Raw genomic sequence first — 15881 nt, 5'->3', positions numbered from 1 at the left:
CCGTGCCCCCCCTTGGGTTCGCGGACCACCCCGTCACCCGCGCGCCTTCGATCGAAGCGCCCTTTTTGATTAGAGTTTGATATGGCGCGAGACCAGATCGATATGACGCCGCTGCAGTCGCGCGACGAGCTCGTCGCGTGGTTCGAGGCCGGCTGCAAGGACCCGTCCGAATTCCGCATGGGCACCGAGCACGAGAAGACGCCGTTCACGCTCGAAGGCCACCGTCCGGTGCCTTACGAGGGCGCGCGGGGCATCGGCGCGCTGCTCGAGGGCATGAAGCTCCTGCTCGGCTGGGAGCCGATCATGGAGAAGGGCAACATCATCGGCCTCTACGACGTCACCGGCGGCGGCGCCATCTCGCTCGAGCCCGGCGGACAGTTCGAGCTCTCCGGCGCGCCGGTCGAGAACGTGCATCAGACCCAGGGTGAGCTGATGGCGCATCTGGCGCAGGTGCGCGAGATCGCGACCCCGCTCGGCATCGGCTTCCTCGGGCTCGGCATGACGCCGTCCTGGTCGCGCGCCGACATCCCGGTGATGCCCAAGGGCCGCTACAAGATCATGACCAATTACATGCCGAAGGTCGGCCAATACGGCCTCGACATGATGTACCGGACCTGCACGGTGCAGACCAATCTCGACTTCTCCTCCGAAGCCGACATGGTCAAGAAGCTGCGCGTCTCGCTCGCGCTGCAGCCGGTCGCGACCGCGCTGTTTGCCAATTCGCCGTTCACCGAGGGCAAGCCGAACGGCTTCCTGTCGTTCCGCTCCGAGATCTGGCGCGACACCGACAATGCGCGCTCGGGCATGATGCCGTGGGCATTCGAGGACGGCATGGGTTTCGAGCGCTATGTCGACTACGCGCTCGACGTGCCGATGTATTTCGTCAAGCGCGACGAGGATTACATCGATGTCTCGGGCTCCTCGTTCCGCGCCTTCTTCGACGGCCGCAACAACAATCTGCCCGGCGAACGTCCGACGCTGTCCGATTGGGCCAACCATCTCTCGACGATCTTCCCGGAGGTGCGCCTCAAGCGCTATCTCGAGATGCGCGGCTCCGATGGTGGCCCGTGGGGCCGCCTGCCGGCGCTATCGGCGTTCTGGGCCGGGCTGCTCTACGACGATGTGTCGCTCGATGCCGCATGGGACCTCGTGAAGCACTGGACCGCGCATGAGCGCCAGGCCCTGCGCGACGACGTGCCGCGGTTCGGCTTCAAGGCGCGGATCAAGGACCGCTATCTGTTCGAGATCGCCAAGGAATCCCTCGTTCTGGCCCATGCCGGCCTGCGCCGTCGCGGCCGGATCGACCAGCTCGGCCGCGACGAAACCCGGCATCTGGAGCCGCTCGATCGCATCATCGATTCCGGCCGGACCCCGGCCGAGGAGATGCTGGAGAAGTTCAACGGCGCCTGGAACGGCTCCGTGGAACCGGCCTACGCGGAATACGCGTTCTAGGCCAGAGGCCGACGACCAGGACCGGAGCCGTTCATCGCCCATACAGGTTTGCGGCGATCAAATGACCGGCTGAAAAAACCTGAGCGCCGTCAATAACTCGAAAGCTGTTCCGATGGGGAAGGGCCGCCTGCGTGGGGCCGTCATGGCAAACGTCGTGGCCTGCGCCACGTTGCTTTTGCTCGTGTTTGCGAGCGTGCCTGCGCGCGCCCAGACGGCGTTCGACCGGCCCGGCGGCGACTATTTCAGCTCGCCGGTGACGTCAGGTGACCCCGAGGATTGTGCGCTGCTCTGCGAGCGTGACCGCCGCTGCCGCTCCTGGAGCTTCAACTATCCCGACGTCGAAGGCGGCTCGGCAGTGTGCTGGCTCAAGAATACGGTGCCGCCGCGTGTCCCGGGCAGCTGCTGCATCTCCGGCGTGCGTGGCGCCGGCGTGATCGAGCCGCGGATCGAAGGCGTTGAAACGTCGATCGACCGCCCCGGCGGCGACTTGCGCAATTTCGAGATCAAGGACGGCGAAGGCGAAGAAGCCTGCAAGGCCGCCTGCATCGCCGACAACAAGTGTCGCGCCTTCACCTATTCCCGTCCCGGCTACACCGGGCGTGAAGCACGCTGCTTCCTGAAAAAGGAAATCAAGCCGCCGCGCCGCAAGGCGGGCTTCACGTCGGGCGTGGTCAGATAGCGCGCAGCGATTCCAGCGACCCGCTCCTCAATTCGCTGCCGACACCAGCCTGTCCCCGCACGCATTCGCGTAGAACTTGCCGCCGCATTGGCGCTTGATGGCGGCGCAGCGCACCGCGGGAGACGCATTTTCCGGAACGCTGAAGCCGCAGCTCAGGCCGTCGGCGCTGCGGCCCGTCTTGCCGGCGGCAAAGGCGGCGCTGGAGGCGGTGATGCAGACGACGAGGAAGGCCGCGGCGGCGATTTCGATCAGCAGTCTCATGGACGTTTCCTCCACACTGATGGCTGAATCTGCCCTCAATCTAGCACCGAATCCGCATCTCTCCGTACGCTTCCGGGTTCCCAAATCGGCCCGTTCCTTGCATAAATTTACGCCAGCGCAGTGCACGGCCGCGCCAGCGATGGTTCCGGTGCAGGGGCAAGACGCGTAAGTTAGTGGTGTTCTCGCGACCAGGAAGTGACGGCCTTGCAAGATCAATCGTTCCAGCCAAGTTTGCCGGCCTCCGGCGAGCCCATCGACGAGCTCGCGCTGGCTGACGTCAAGGGCGCGATCCTGGCGAAGCTGCGCCTTGCCATCGGCAAGGATGCTGGCATGGCGACCAAGCACGACTGGTACCAGGCCGCAGCGCTCGCGCTGCGCGACCGCATCGTGCATCGCTGGCTCACGGCCGAGAAGCACAGCTACGATGCGGGACGCAAGCGCGTCTATTATCTCTCGCTCGAATTCCTGATCGGCCGTCTCTTCACCGACGCGCTGAACAACATGGGGCTGCTCAAGATCTTCGAGGTCGCGCTCGGCGATCTCGGCGTGTCGCTGCCTGAGCTCCGCAAATGCGAGCCGGATGCCGCGCTCGGCAATGGCGGCCTGGGGCGGCTCGCCGCCTGCTTCATGGAGAGCATGGCCACGCTCTCGATCCCCGCGATCGGCTACGGCATCCGCTACGATTACGGCTTGTTCCGCCAGATCATCAATCAGGGCTGGCAGCAGGAATATCCGGACGAATGGCTGAGCTTCGGCAATCCCTGGGAATTGCAGCGGCCCGAGGTGATCTATCACGTCCATTTCGGCGGTGGCGTCGAGCATGTCGACGACAAGGGCCGCGACCGCGCGATCTGGCATCCGGCGGAGACCGTGCAGGCGATCGCCTACGACACACCGATCGTCGGCTGGCGCGGCCAGCACGTCAACGCGCTCCGCCTGTGGTCGGCGCGCTCGCCCGATCCGTTGAAGCTCGACGCCTTCAACAAGGGCGACTATGTCAGCGCCAGCGCCGAACAGTCGCGCGCGGAAGCGATCTGCAAATTCCTCTATCCGAACGACGAGAGCCCGGCGGGCCGCGAGCTGCGGCTGCGCCAGGAGTATTTCTTCGTCTCCGCCTCGCTGCAGGACCTGGTCAATCGCCACCTCACCTCCGACGGCCAGCTTCGCAGCCTCGCGATGAAGGTCGCGGTCCAGCTCAACGACACCCATCCGAGCCTCGCCGTCACCGAGCTGATGCGCATCCTGGTCGACCTGCACAATTTCCGCTGGGACGAGGCCTGGAAGATCACGGTCGCGACGCTGTCCTACACCAACCACACGCTTTTGCCCGAGGCGCTGGAGACCTGGCCGGTCGAACTGTTCGAGCGGCTGTTGCCGCGCCATCTCGAGATCATCTACCGCATCAACGTGCAGCATCTCGCGCTGGCTGAAGCGCGCGCGCCCGGCGACATCGATTTCCGTGCCTCGGTTTCGCTGATCGACGAGAGGAGCGGACGCCGCGTGCGCATGGGCCAGCTCGCCTTCGTCGGCTCGCACCGCATCAACGGCGTCTCGGCGATGCATTCGGACCTGATGCGCGAGACCGTGTTCCACGATCTCAACCATCTCTATCCCGGCCGCATCACCAACAAGACCAACGGCATCACCTTCCGCCGCTGGCTGATGCTGGCGAATCCGAAGCTGACCGACCTGCTGCGCGAGACCTGCGGCGAAGCCGTGCTCGACGATCCGACCCAGCTCAGCCTGATCGAAGCCCGCGCCAGCGACGTCGAATTCCAGAAGAAGTTCCGCAGCGTCAAGCTTCACAACAAGACCGCGCTGGCGCGCCTGATCGGCGAGCGGCTCGGCATCAAGGTCGATCCGACCGCGCTGTTCGACGTGCAGATCAAGCGCATTCACGAATACAAGCGCCAGCTCCTCAACGTCATCGAGACCGTCGCGCTGTACCAGTCGATCAAGGATGATCCCAACGGGAATTGGGTGCCGCGGGTCAAGATCTTCGCAGGCAAGGCCGCCGCGAGTTACAAATACGCCAAGCTGATCATCAAGCTGATCAACGACGTCGCGGAGGTCGTCAACAACGATCCCGCGATCGGCGGCAAGCTCAAGGTCGTCTTCCTGCCCGACTACAATGTCAGCCTTGCGGAGGTGATCATTCCCGCGGCCGACCTGTCTGAGCAGATTTCGACCGCCGGCATGGAGGCCTCCGGCACCGGCAACATGAAGCTGTCACTGAACGGCGCGCTCACCATCGGCACGCTCGACGGCGCCAACATCGAGATCCGCGACCATGTCGGCGCGGAGAACATCGCGATCTTCGGCATGGAGGCCGGCGACGTGATGATCCGCCGCAAGCAGGGGCTGGATGCCTCCGACGTGATCCGCAATTCGCCAAAGCTCCAGCGCGCCATCAACGCGATCGGCACCGGCGAGTTCTCGCCCGGCGATCCCGGCCGCTTCGAATCCATTGCGCACGCGCTGCGCTATCTCGACCACTACATGGTCAGCGCCGATTTCGATTCCTATTACGAAGCGCAGCGCAGCGTTGACGCTCGCTGGCAGGTGGCGCCGGCCTGGACGCGCGCCTCCATCCTCAATGTCGCGCGCATGGCCTGGTTCTCCTCGGATCGCACCATCCGCGAATATGCCGAGGAAATCTGGAACGTGCCGGTCAATCCGACCACGCCGTTGCTGCCGGATCTGCGCGACGTCGCGGGTTGATTTTCCGCGGCGTGAAATCGGTTTGACCTGCGAGGTTATTGCATCTCGCGGGGAGGATGATGATATGATCGTCATCATCCCCAAGAGGCGATGTCAGCGATACTGACGCGGCAACCTCAAACACCGTCATTGCGAGCGCAGCGAAGCAATCCAGACTGTCCCCGCGCAAAGACTCTGGATTGCTTCGCTGCGCTCGCAATGACGATGGGGTCGGCACCGAGGAATACAATGCACGCCAAGCTCCCGCACCCGTTCGACGACGCCACCCGCATCAGTGCCGGTGACTCCAGCTGGCAGGGGCATACCAGCGACGACTACTGGGCGTTTGTCGGCCCGTTCGGCGGTGCCACGGCAGCGACCATCCTGCGCGCGCTGATCGACCATCCGCAGCGCGCCGGCGATCCGCTGGCGCTGACCGTCAATTACTGCGCGCCGATCGCCAAGGGGCCGTTCGATCTGGACGTGCGGCTGGTGAAGGCCAATCGCTCCAGCCAGCATTGGAGCGTCGAACTGTCGCAGGGCGGCGGCGAGGTCGCAACGCTCGCCACCGCCGTGTTTGCCGAGCGCCGGCCGTCCTGGGAGCACAGGGTGGCGCAATATCCGGACGCGAAACCGTTCGAGCAGACGCTGCCGTTCCCGAAGATCGCAGCGTCCTGGGCCAACCAGTATGAATTCCGCTTCGTCGAGGGCGAGATGCGGATCGGCCCGCCGCAGACCGAGCTCTCTGGCACCTATTCCAAGCTCTGGATCGGCGACCGCACGCCGCGCAAGCTCGACATGCTGTCGCTGATGTCGATGTCCGACGCCTTCTTCGGCCGCATCTTCCACGCCAGGCGCGAGCTGGTGCCGTTCGGCACGGTGTCGCTGACGACGTATTTTCACACCGACAGCGAAGAGCTCGCCGCCGAGGACATCACGCGCGTGCTCGCGACAGCCGATTCGAAGATCATGCACAAGAGCTACGCCGATCAAAACGCCGAGCTGTGGTCGCCGAACGGCAGGCTGCTCGCGACCACGACGCAGATTGCGTATTTCAAGGCGTGACTGCTTCCGCAAGCTCGTCATTGCGAGGAGCGTAGCGACGAAGCAATCCAGACTGTCTCCGCGGAGGGATTCTGGATTGCTTCGCTGCGCTCGCAATGACGGTGGAGAGAGTTCGCGCACGAAAAAAGGGCGGCCTCGCGGCCGCCCTTTTGCATTGAAGACAGAGCGAGAGATTACTCCGCCGCCAGCTTCACGTCCGGCGCGGCTGCGCGCACTTCGGCGTCGACCTGGGCTTCGAACTTGGCAAAGTTCTTCTGGAACATGCCGACCAGCGCGCGGGCGGTCTTGTCGAACTCGTCCTTGTCCTTCCAGGTGTTGACCGGGTTCAGGATCTCGGCCGGCACGCCGGGCAGCGCGGTCGGGACCGCGAAGCCGAAATATTTGTCGGTGCGGAATTCGACGTTGCGAAGCGAGCCGTCGAGCGCGGCGGTGAGCAGCGCGCGCGTCACCTTGATCGGCATGCGCGAGCCTGTGCCGTACTTGCCGCCGGTCCAGCCGGTGTTGACCAGCCAGCAATCGACATTGTGCTGGGCGATGAGGTCGCGCAGCATGTTGCCATAGACGCTGGGATCGAGCGGCAGGAAGGGCGAGCCGAAGCAGGTGGAGAATTCCGGCTGCGGCTCGTTGCCGAGACCGCGCTCGGTGCCGGCGACCTTGGCGGTGTAGCCGGACAGGAAGTGATACATCGCCTGCGCCGGCGAGAGCTTTGCGATCGGCGGCAGCACGCCGAAGGCGTCGGCGGCGAGCATCACCACGTTTTTCGGCTGCGGCGCGCGGCCAGTGCGCGAAGCGTTCGGGATGAAGTCGAGCGGGTACGCGGAACGCGTGTTCTCGGTCTTGGAGCCATCGTCGAAATCGACGATTCGGGTGTCCTCGTCGAGCACGCAGTTCTCGAGCACCGCGCCGAAGCGCGTCGACGCCGCGTAGATCTCGGGCTCGGCTTCCTGCGAGAGCTTGATGCACTTGGCGTAGCAGCCGCCCTCGAAGTTGAAGACGCCGTTCGGGCCCCAGCCGTGCTCGTCGTCACCGATCAGCGTGCGGTTCGGATCGGCCGACAGCGTGGTCTTGCCGGTGCCTGATAGCCCGAAGAAGATCGCGGTGTCGCCATTGGCGCCGACATTGGCAGAGCAGTGCATCGGCATCACGCCGCGCTCGGGCAGATAATAGTTCAGCGTGGTGAAGACCGACTTCTTCATCTCGCCGGCATAATAAGACCCGCCGATCAGGACGATCTTGCGGGCGAAATCGATCGCGACGACGTTCTCCGACTTGCAGCCGTGGCGTTTGGGATCGGCGCGGAAACTCGGCATGTCGATGATGGTGAGCTCCGGCGTGAAGCTCGGCAGCTCGACCGACTCGGGGCGGATCAGCAGCGTACGGATGAACAGCGAGTGCCAGGCGAGCTCGGTGAAGATGCGGGTCTTGATCCGGTAGGCCGGATCGGCGCCGCCATAGAGATCCTGCGCGAACAGGCTCTTGCCTTCAGCGTGCTTGAGGAAGTCCTGGTAGAGCGTCTCGAACTGTTCGGCGGTGATCGACTGGTTGCCCGCCCACCACATTTTCTTGTCGGTGGTGGCGTCACGCACCGTGAACTTGTCCTTCGGGCTGCGGCCGGTGAACTCACCGGTGTCGGCGCAAAGCGAACCGTCAGCCGACAGCACCGCCTCGCCCGCGGAAAGCGAGTATTGATAGAGTTGCGGCGCGCCGAGGTTCCAGTGAACCTGTTTGAGATTCTTTAAGCCGAATTTGTCGGCACCGAAGGCACCGTTGCGCACGCCCGTCTCTTGCACGAAAAAATCCTCCTAGAACCCGCGACACTCAGCGCGACCAAGCTTTGGCGCCATCGCAGTCACCGTGAATTACAGGCCGTCCGGCCTCGGTTGAACGACGTAATAATGGTGAACGCTGGCGTTGCCAAGCCGATCCCGCAGGATTTGGTTTATTCAAGGACCGCGCCAAACGTCGCGCATGTCAGCCCTGTGCGTCCGCGTCAAAAAATCACAAATGATCGCGCAACCAAATACGCAATTCGGCGTTTCCTGTGGTTATTGCGACGCACAATCGCAGGACCGTCCTATCGTACCTCGCCTTCGCCGATGAGTGCGAACGGCCCCCACATCGCGGGATAGGCGTTGCGCGGTGACGAGGTGTCATCGACGTACGTTAACATCGCGCGGCGCAAGGCTTCGGCACGGCCGATTTTTGGTTCGTTCTTGAGCAGATCGAAAGTCGAAATGGTCAAGCGGGTGGCAGCTTCCGAATCCACGGCCCAATGCGAGACCAGCAGCGCGCGTGCACCCGCGTAGAAGAACGAGCGCGCCAGTCCCGACAGGGCCTCGGCGCCGGGCTTGTCGCCGGCGATGGTGTTGCAGGCCGACAGCACAGCCCAATCCGCGTTGAGCTTGAGCTGAGCGACTTCACTTGCCGTGAGCAGGCCGTCATCCAGCTCCGTCGGCCGATCGGGAATGGAGAGCGCAAGCGAGGGCTCGCCCAATCCCTTGATATCGCCGGCCACGAGACCGTGGGTGGCAAAGTAGATGATGCTGTATTGAGCAAGCGCTGCACGCTTCAGCGTCGTTTCGCTGGCATCGCGGCCGAGATGGATGTCGGCCTCGGCCGCGCCAACATCCTTTGCCACAGCGTTCAACTCGTCCGCGGTGTCCGGCAGTTGCGGGAGCGCCTGCGCAAGCCGCGCGCGATCGACGCCGGCACCGCGCCAAAAATCGCTATAGGCAATTGTTGCAATGTTGCGTGCAGCGACCTTGCCGCCTGCAGCGCGACGATCGGCCGGCCCTTCCAGCGCGGGATTGAACACGGGATCGCCAAAGCCGGTCATCGGCTTCACGCCCTGCTCCCGACGCGCGACGGCACGCAGCGATTTCAGGCTGACCACCGAGGGCAGCACCGACACCGCCTGACGCCGCAACAGCCAGGCGGCGCTGCGATAGCCTTCGAGCGTGTCCGGGATCGCAGCTTGCGGCGTCTCCGTGACGAGCAGATGAAATGGCAACGCCGTCAGCGCGGCCGACGGCACCACCAGCAGGTTGCGCTTGTCCTTCGTCAGTGCTTCGACCGGGCCGAGCAGTGCGACATAGAGCTCGTTGGCGAGCCCGAGATCGAACAATCCTGATTTGCCGGAGGCATCGCGCGCCTTGCCGACATCGAGCCCCTTGCGGAAGGCTGTCACCTTCTGCGTCAGCGCGTCCGCGCCGAGCGGAATCTCCCTCCATTCGACGCCTTCGCGCGTGATCGCGACGACATAGCTCTGCTTGTCGACGACGGAGTAGAGCACCATCGCTTCGTCGGGTAACAGCAAGGGCTGGATATCCTTGACCGCCAGCGGCAGGGGGTTGGAGAGCGACGCGTAATCGGGAAACTCGACCGCGAGCGTCTTCTGCAAGCCCGTGCGCTCGTTCGCTATCGCCGCGATCCGCATCCGGCTGCGCTGCTCGGCCGCGACGTCGCGCTGGGCCGATTGCTTCGACACCGCGGCGATGATCGCCTTGTCGAGCGCCTCGGACTCGGCCGCAAGATCCTGGTCCCGGCGCACGAGCTCGGCCAGCCGGTCGCTGCCGGCAGCAAGGCGCACGGCCAGCTTGTTCACGGCGGATGCGGCGGAGGATTGCGTGCCGCGCTGGATCGCGGCGAGCGCCTCGTCCAGCGCCTTGTCGTCAGCCAGCAGACGTTGCCGTCGCGCGGCGAACAGAACCGGCAGCACGACGCGCAGCTGCGCGCGATTGGTCGAAAGCGTCTTTTCCGCGAGCGGCAGCGCGTCGGCGTTCCGCCCGGAGACGTAGAGGAAATAAGCGAGATTGCTGGTCGAGGTCGTGACGTCCGGATGATCGGGACCGAGCGCACGTTCGCGGATCGACAGCGCACGGCGATAGAGCGGCTCCGCATCGGCATAGCGCCGCTGGTGCTCGTAGAGACCGGCGAGATTGTTCAGCGAGCGCGCGACGTCGGGATGGTCCGGTCCCAGCACCTTTTCGCGGATCGCGAGCGAACGCCTGATCGGCGCCTCGGCATCCGCATCGCGATTGAGGTCGCGATCGAGCTGGCCGAGATTGTTCAGGAGCGTCGCGACCGCCGGATGCTCGGGGCCACCGGCCTTCTGGTAGATCGCGAGCGCGCGCTGAAACAACGGCTCGGCTTCGGCCTGACGCTGCTGCTTCACATAGTATGTGGCGAGATTGTTGAGGGACTGACCGACGTCGGGATGCTCGCGCGACAGCGCCTTCTCGCGAACGGCGAGCGCACGCTTGAACAGCGGCTCGGCCTCTGCAAAGCGGCTCTGCCTCTGATAGAGCGCGGCGAGGTTGGTCAGCACTGGTGCGATCTCGACGCTGTCGAGACCGGTCCCCTTCTCCATCAGTGCAATGGCGCGCTTGTAGAGCGGCTCGGCCTGGTCGTCGTGGCCCTGGTCGGCGTAGATCTGCGCGAGGTTGTTGAGCGCGCCCGCGAGATCACGATTGTTGGTGGTCTTCTCGAGAGACGCCACCATGGCCTGCGCCAGCGGCAGCGCCTCCGAATATTTGCCGGCGCTTCGGAGTGCGTTGATCCGCGCGCTCTCCGAGGCGAGACCCTTCTGGGCAAAGCCGGGCGTGGCAAGCGATGCGGTGATCGCGAGCGCCAAGCCCGCAACCAGCGTCAAACGACGACGTATCATGAACCCTCTCGCTGCCGGCTTCGAACCATTACGGTCTTGGGTCGCAGCGATGGGGGGCGGCGTTCAAATTGTTGCGCGCTAGTCCACCTTCGCGCGCGCTTCGCCAGCAAGGCGGACCAGCATCTTGCGCAGCGCCGTGCCATCAGTCACCCGCTCCGGGAAGTCCAACCGCAGCGCAGTCTGGCCATCCTGCATGTCGAGGCCCTCGGGGTCGCAGCCGGTGCAGCGCCAGTCGCCCTCCGCCGCGCCGAGGAGTTTTGTTGCATAGAGGCCCATGGCGTCGCGGTGGTCGGCGTTCATGTGCGCGACCGCCCCCTCCTCCGCCGCCAGCAGACCCTCGGCACCGGTAAGGTCCGTCAGGAACTGCTCGGGCTTGAGATCGACGATGCGGCCGAACCCGGCGACCAGATGGGTTCCCGTGGGCCGAATTCTGAAGAAAGAGAAATCCTTAAACGAAACAAACGCTTCGGCCGATGGATGGGCATTGAGATACCGCCGCTGGAGCACATCCTTGTCGGCATCGGCCTGTTCCGCCAGGCCGGACAGCATGATTCGGGCACCCTCCAGCGGATCGCCGGCCGCACGTTCGTCCAGCATCAGGGAGACCCGGTGATCCGCCAGGATGTTCCTGGTGTGCACGGCCAGGCCCGAGATCAGCAGGATCGGCGAGCCGTCGGGGTGGCTCGCCAGATTGACCAGGGAGCAATAGGGATCGCCGCTGCCGGCCATCAGCGTCGCCAGCGCCCCCTGGCGCGAGCGCCTGAGCAGCGATTTGGCGAGCGTTCCGGGGTCGAAATCGGGGGTCGGTTGCATCGGCTTTCTCGGGTCAGGTGGTTGCAAGGGAGGTCTTTTTTCGGGTAAACGGGGGTCAGGTTAAGGGTCGAAACGCGGCGAATCTGCCGCGCTTCGTGGAACTTGGTCACACTTCAGCCCAGCTTGCATTGCTCGGTGACAAGGTTCGACCGCCGACTTCGGCACCCATGTATGCGGCGCATCAGTGGATTGCTCGCCGTTTTAAGCCACGACCCAAACGGAAAGCAGAAAGCAGAGGCTCATGCCCACAATCGCTTTGGTCGACGACGACCGCAACATTCTCACATCCGTCTCGATCGCGCTGGAGGCCGAAGGCTACCGCATCATGACTTACACCGACGGCGCCTCCGCGCTCGACGGTTTCCGCACCACCCAGCCCGATCTTGCCATCCTCGACATCAAGATGCCGCGCATGGACGGCATGGAAACGCTGCGCCGTCTCAGGCAGAAATCCGACCTGCCGGTGATCTTCCTGACCTCCAAGGACGAAGAGATCGATGAGCTGTTCGGCCTCAAGATGGGCGCCGACGACTTCATCCGCAAACCGTTCTCGCAGCGCCTGCTGGTCGAGCGCGTCAAGGCCGTGCTGCGCCGCTCAGCGCCGAAGGACCCGACCGTCGCGCCGAAGGAGAACGATGCCAAGGCGCTCGACCGCGGCCTGCTGCGCATGGACCCCGAGCGGCACACCTGCACCTGGAAGAACGAGCCGGTGACGCTGACCGTCACCGAATTCCTGATCCTCCAGGCGCTGGCGACCCGGCCCGGCGTGGTGAAGAGCCGCAACGCGCTGATGGACGCCGCCTATGACGACCAGGTCTATGTCGACGACCGCACCATCGACAGCCACATCAAGCGGCTGCGCAAGAAGTTCAAGGTGGTCGACAACGAGTTCGAGATGATCGAGACACTCTACGGCGTCGGCTACCGCTTCAAGGAAGCCTGAGGCTCACGCGCCTTCACGAAAGACTGAGAGCATCGCCGGTTCTCGTTCCATCGGGACCGGGATGGCTCTAGGATGCGGGGACCCTTCGCACGAGATGTCCTAACGCGGGCATAAGCATTGCTTGACCGAACGCAGCCTGATGAGAGCCAGAATGCCGGGGATATCGCATCCGACGGCGTACCGGAGCACGTCGCCGACGACAAGCCGGCCGCACAAGGTTGGCGGCCGCTGTCCTGGCTGACGCGCGCCGGTCAGTATTTCTTCGCGCTCTCCTTCTCGAGCCTGACCCGCCGCATCGTCTCGCTCAACCTCGCCGGCCTCGTCGCGCTGGTCGCGAGCATTCTCTATCTCTCGCAGTTCCGAGCCGGCCTGATCGACGCGCGTGCGCAGAGCCTGCTGGTGCAGGCCGAGATCATCGCCGGTGCCATCGGAGCGTCGGCGACCGTGCAGACCAACGCGATCACGGTCGATCCTGACCGCCTGCTCGATCTGAAGCTCGGCGACAGCTACGGCGAATCCGACGATTATTCGGCGCTGAACTTCCCGATCAGCCCGGAGCGCGTGGCACCCGTGCTGCGTACGCTGATCTCGCCGACCAAGACCCGGGCGCGGATATTCGATCCCAACGGGACGGTGCTGCTCGACAGCCGCGACCTCGAGAACGTGCTGATCTTCCCGTTGCCGCCGCCATCGCAGAAGCCCGGCGTGATCGAGCGCGGCCTGACCTCGGTGCGCCTCTGGATCAACCGCGGTGACCTGCCGCTGTATCGCGAGCTCGGGCGCGAGAACGGCAATGGCTACGCGGAAGTGGGCGACGCGCTCCAGGGTCAGAAGCGTTCGATGGTGCGGGTCAATTCGCGCGGCGAGGTGATCGTATCGGTCGCAGTCCCCGTGCTGCGCTCGCGCGCCATCCACGGCGCCCTGATGCTGTCGACGCAGGGCGACGACATCGACCAGATGGTCACCGCCGAGCGCCTGGCGATCCTGAAGGTCGGCGGCGTCGCTGCCGCGGTGATGATCATGCTGTCGCTGCTGCTTGCAAGCACGATCGCAGGTCCGGTGCGCCGGCTCGCCGACAGCGCCGAGCGCGTCCGCCGCCGCATCAAGGCCCGCATCGAGATTCCCGACTTCACCCGGCGCCGCGACGAAATCGGTCACCTTTCCGGCGCGCTGCGCGACATGACCAGCGCGCTCTACAGCCGCATCGAGGCGATCGAGATGTTCGCCGCCGATGTCGCGCACGAACTGAAGAACCCGCTGACCTCGCTGCGCTCCGCGGTCGAGACGCTGCCGCTGGCGCGCAACGAGACCAGCCGCGCGCGCCTGCTCGAGGTGATCGAGCATGACGTCAAGCGGCTCGACCGCCTCATCTCCGACATCTCCGACGCCAGCCGCCTCGACGCCGAATTGCAGCGCCAGGATGCGGTCCGGGTCGACCTGCGCCGCCTGCTGACGACGCTCGTATCCGTCGCCAATGAAACCAAGCTCGGCCATGACGTCGCGGTCGAAACGCGCTTCGAGGGCCGCGGCGCGAACGACACGTTCTCCGTGACCGGCCACGATTCGCGGCTCGGGCAGGTAGTCTCCAACCTGCTCTCCAACGCGCAATCGTTCTCCGAGCCCGGCAGCAAGGTGCGCCTCACCTGCCGCCGCGTCCGCTCCGAGATCGAGATCGTGGTCGACGACGACGGGCCCGGCATCCGCGACGACGCGCTGGAGCGCATCTTCGAGCGCTTCTACACCGACCGTCCGCACCAGGGCTTTGGCCAGAACTCCGGCCTCGGCCTGTCGATCTCCAAGCAGATCGTCGATGCCCATGGCGGACGCATCTGGGCCGAGAACCGCCCGGGCCCGGTGGACGAGGACGGAGCACCTACGGTTGCGGGCGCGCGTTTCGTGGTGAGGCTGCCGGCGCTATGAGCGACGGTGGCCCCAGCGTTCACGCCTCCGCAGTCAAGGTCGGGACTCTGGCGGTGCTGATCCGCGGGCCCTCAGGCTCTGGCAAGTCGCGCCTTGCCTTCGATTTGATCATGGCGGGACGCGCCGGCGTGGTCGAAAGGGCCGTTCTGGTCGGCGATGACCGTGTCCATCTGGCGACAGTCGGCGACGAAATTGAAGTCCGCCCCGCGCCGCTGCTGGCCGGCCTGATCGAGATACGGGGACTGGGAATCCGCCGCTGCGACTTCGTGGAGCATGCGACCGTCGGCCTCGTGGTCGATCTGGACGCCGCCGACGCGGAACGGCTGCCTGCGGCGGAATCGCTGAATACAAGCATTTCCGGTGTGGAAATACCGCGAATCCCCGTCGGGCGCGACTATTCGCCCCTCCCTTTGGTTGTTGCGGCCTTGACCACTACCAAGAGTTCATCTTCCGTTAACCCTTCAGGCGATTGTTTGAAGGGAAATGGTAACCATATGAACCCCACTATCGCGACCGAATAGACCGGCGCAGCTCCCCTCATCCATCCGTCTAGATTCAGGGAGATTCGCAACATCCCCTCTTGCGCGGGGGCTCTGGATGGTCAAAGTGGCGCGTTCGTGCGGTGCACCAAAAGCGCCCGCGAGGAGTTTTCCGATGATTGGTCTAGTACTTGTGACCCACGGGCGCCTTGCCGACGAATTCAAGGCAGCGCTTGAGCATGTCATGGGCCCACAAAAGCAAATCGAAGCGATCACGATCGGTGCCGAAGATGATTCCGATCTCTGCCGAAGCGACATCATCGAGGCGGTCAACCGCGTCGATTCCGGCGACGGCGTTGCGATCCTCACCGACATGTTCGGCGGCACGCCGTCCAATCTTGCAATATCCTGCATGAGCCGGCCGAAGGTCGAAGTGCTCGCCGGCATCAACCTTCCCATGCTGGTGAAGCTTGCCAAGGTGCGCGAGGAGCGTCCGTTGCCCGACGCGATCGCGATGGCCCAGGAAGCAGGCCGCAAATACGTCACCATTGCCAGCCGCGTGCTCGCCGGCAAATGAGCGACGACGCGCCGCAAGCCGGGACGGGCGTGCCCGCGGGCGCGATCTCCAAGGAGCTCCTGATCATCAACAAGCGCGGCCTGCACGCCCGCGCCTCGGCGAAATTTGTCCAGGCGGTGGAGCGCTTCGACGCGCAGGTGTGGGTGACGCGCGGCGGCGAGACCGTCGGCGGCACCTCGATCATGGGCCTGATGATGCTGGCCGCAGGACCGGGCACGACGATCACGGTCGCCGCCGCCGGCACTGAAGCGGAAGCCGCACTCGCGGCGATCACGGAGCTCGTTGAAAGCAAGTTCAACGAGGAAGGGATCTAGCGCTTCGCGGCG

The 15881-nt window shown here is 64.7% G+C and carries 13 protein-coding genes; 9 read left to right on the top strand and 4 right to left on the bottom strand.

Features of this window, described 5'->3' with window-relative positions:
* The first annotated feature begins 81 nt into the window (after positions 1–81).
* Together ACKWRH_RS04285 and ACKWRH_RS04280 are read left to right on the top strand one after the other, a co-directional pair.
* On the top strand, positions 82–1452 hold the full coding sequence (locus ACKWRH_RS04285; RefSeq protein WP_445219456.1) for a glutamate--cysteine ligase: 1371 nt from the start codon (positions 82–84) through the stop codon (positions 1450–1452).
* Positions 1453–1564: 112 nt separating this feature from the next.
* The gene (locus ACKWRH_RS04280; protein ID WP_445219455.1) at positions 1565–2131 is read left to right on the top strand and encodes a PAN domain-containing protein; all 567 of its coding nucleotides are present in this window, start codon (positions 1565–1567) and stop codon (positions 2129–2131) included.
* A 27-nt stretch (positions 2132–2158) separates the two neighbouring features.
* Here the strand turns inward: ACKWRH_RS04280 and ACKWRH_RS04275 are convergent, their stop codons facing one another.
* Positions 2159–2392, bottom strand: a complete 234-nt coding sequence (locus ACKWRH_RS04275) for a hypothetical protein (RefSeq protein WP_354113370.1) — start codon at positions 2390–2392, stop codon at positions 2159–2161.
* 204 nt (positions 2393–2596) lie between these two features.
* Between ACKWRH_RS04275 and ACKWRH_RS04270 the strand changes: the two genes are divergently transcribed.
* Both ACKWRH_RS04270 and ACKWRH_RS04265 read left to right on the top strand, forming a co-directional pair.
* Positions 2597–5113, top strand: coding sequence for a glycogen/starch/alpha-glucan phosphorylase (locus tag ACKWRH_RS04270; RefSeq protein WP_445219454.1), 2517 nt, complete (start codon positions 2597–2599; stop codon positions 5111–5113).
* 228 nt (positions 5114–5341) lie between these two features.
* Complete coding sequence (locus tag ACKWRH_RS04265; RefSeq protein WP_445219453.1) at positions 5342–6157, top strand: acyl-CoA thioesterase; 816 nt, start codon at positions 5342–5344, stop codon at positions 6155–6157.
* 173 nt (positions 6158–6330) lie between these two features.
* Here the strand turns inward: ACKWRH_RS04265 and ACKWRH_RS04260 are convergent, their stop codons facing one another.
* The 3 genes from ACKWRH_RS04260 to ACKWRH_RS04250 all read right to left on the bottom strand — a co-directional run bounded on the left by ACKWRH_RS04260 (position 6331) and on the right by ACKWRH_RS04250 (position 11636).
* Positions 6331–7947, bottom strand: a complete 1617-nt coding sequence (locus ACKWRH_RS04260; RefSeq protein ID WP_445219452.1) for a phosphoenolpyruvate carboxykinase — start codon at positions 7945–7947, stop codon at positions 6331–6333.
* A 284-nt stretch (positions 7948–8231) separates the two neighbouring features.
* A complete protein-coding gene (locus tag ACKWRH_RS04255) occupies positions 8232–10823 on the bottom strand; it encodes a CHAT domain-containing tetratricopeptide repeat protein (protein ID WP_445219451.1) in 2592 nt (863 codons plus the stop codon).
* A 78-nt stretch (positions 10824–10901) separates the two neighbouring features.
* Positions 10902–11636 carry a HugZ family pyridoxamine 5'-phosphate oxidase gene (locus ACKWRH_RS04250; protein ID WP_445219450.1) on the bottom strand — a complete coding sequence of 245 codons (735 nt, stop codon included), beginning with the start codon at positions 11634–11636 and terminating at the stop codon, positions 10902–10904.
* Positions 11637–11877: 241 nt separating this feature from the next.
* On the opposite strand from ACKWRH_RS04250, the gene ACKWRH_RS04245 reads away from it, so the two are divergent.
* The 5 genes from ACKWRH_RS04245 (at position 11878) to ACKWRH_RS04225 (ending at position 15869) form a co-directional block, all read left to right on the top strand.
* Entirely contained in the window at positions 11878–12579 is a 702-nt protein-coding gene (locus ACKWRH_RS04245) for a response regulator transcription factor (RefSeq protein ID WP_008542552.1), read from the top strand.
* A gap of 117 nt (positions 12580–12696) precedes the next feature.
* A complete protein-coding gene (locus ACKWRH_RS04240; RefSeq protein WP_445219449.1) occupies positions 12697–14499 on the top strand; it encodes a stimulus-sensing domain-containing protein in 1803 nt (600 codons plus the stop codon).
* The gene (locus tag ACKWRH_RS04235) at positions 14496–15020 is read left to right on the top strand and encodes an HPr kinase/phosphorylase (protein ID WP_445219448.1); all 525 of its coding nucleotides are present in this window, start codon (positions 14496–14498) and stop codon (positions 15018–15020) included. The genes ACKWRH_RS04240 and ACKWRH_RS04235 overlap by 4 nt, the downstream gene beginning before the upstream one ends.
* Before the next feature lie 133 nt (positions 15021–15153).
* Positions 15154–15555 carry a PTS sugar transporter subunit IIA gene (locus ACKWRH_RS04230; RefSeq protein WP_007597752.1) on the top strand — a complete coding sequence of 134 codons (402 nt, stop codon included), beginning with the start codon at positions 15154–15156 and terminating at the stop codon, positions 15553–15555.
* Positions 15552–15869 carry an HPr family phosphocarrier protein gene (locus tag ACKWRH_RS04225; RefSeq protein WP_014498546.1) on the top strand — a complete coding sequence of 106 codons (318 nt, stop codon included), beginning with the start codon at positions 15552–15554 and terminating at the stop codon, positions 15867–15869. Before ACKWRH_RS04230 ends, ACKWRH_RS04225 begins: the two co-directional genes overlap by 4 nt.
* Positions 15870–15881 lie beyond the last annotated feature (12 nt).

The sequence above is a fragment of the Bradyrhizobium sp. Pa8 genome (assembly GCF_052588265.1).
The sequence above is the reverse complement of the archived record's forward strand: the minus strand, read 5'-3'. Positions and strand labels throughout refer to the sequence as shown.

Coding starts and splice junctions, on each gene's coding strand:
- ACKWRH_RS04285 (WP_445219456.1), top strand. CDS start 82: ATGGCGCGAGACCAGATCGATATGACGCCGCTGCAGTCGCGCGACGAG.
- ACKWRH_RS04280 (WP_445219455.1), top strand. CDS start 1,565: ATGGGGAAGGGCCGCCTGCGTGGGGCCGTCATGGCAAACGTCGTGGCC.
- ACKWRH_RS04275 (WP_354113370.1), bottom strand. CDS start 2,392: ATGAGACTGCTGATCGAAATCGCCGCCGCGGCCTTCCTCGTCGTCTGC.
- ACKWRH_RS04265 (WP_445219453.1), top strand. CDS start 5,342: ATGCACGCCAAGCTCCCGCACCCGTTCGACGACGCCACCCGCATCAGT.
- ACKWRH_RS04255 (WP_445219451.1), bottom strand. CDS start 10,823: ATGATACGTCGTCGTTTGACGCTGGTTGCGGGCTTGGCGCTCGCGATC.
- ACKWRH_RS04250 (WP_445219450.1), bottom strand. CDS start 11,636: ATGCAACCGACCCCCGATTTCGACCCCGGAACGCTCGCCAAATCGCTG.
- ACKWRH_RS04245 (WP_008542552.1), top strand. CDS start 11,878: ATGCCCACAATCGCTTTGGTCGACGACGACCGCAACATTCTCACATCC.
- ACKWRH_RS04235 (WP_445219448.1), top strand. CDS start 14,496: ATGAGCGACGGTGGCCCCAGCGTTCACGCCTCCGCAGTCAAGGTCGGG.
- ACKWRH_RS04230 (WP_007597752.1), top strand. CDS start 15,154: ATGATTGGTCTAGTACTTGTGACCCACGGGCGCCTTGCCGACGAATTC.
- ACKWRH_RS04225 (WP_014498546.1), top strand. CDS start 15,552: ATGAGCGACGACGCGCCGCAAGCCGGGACGGGCGTGCCCGCGGGCGCG.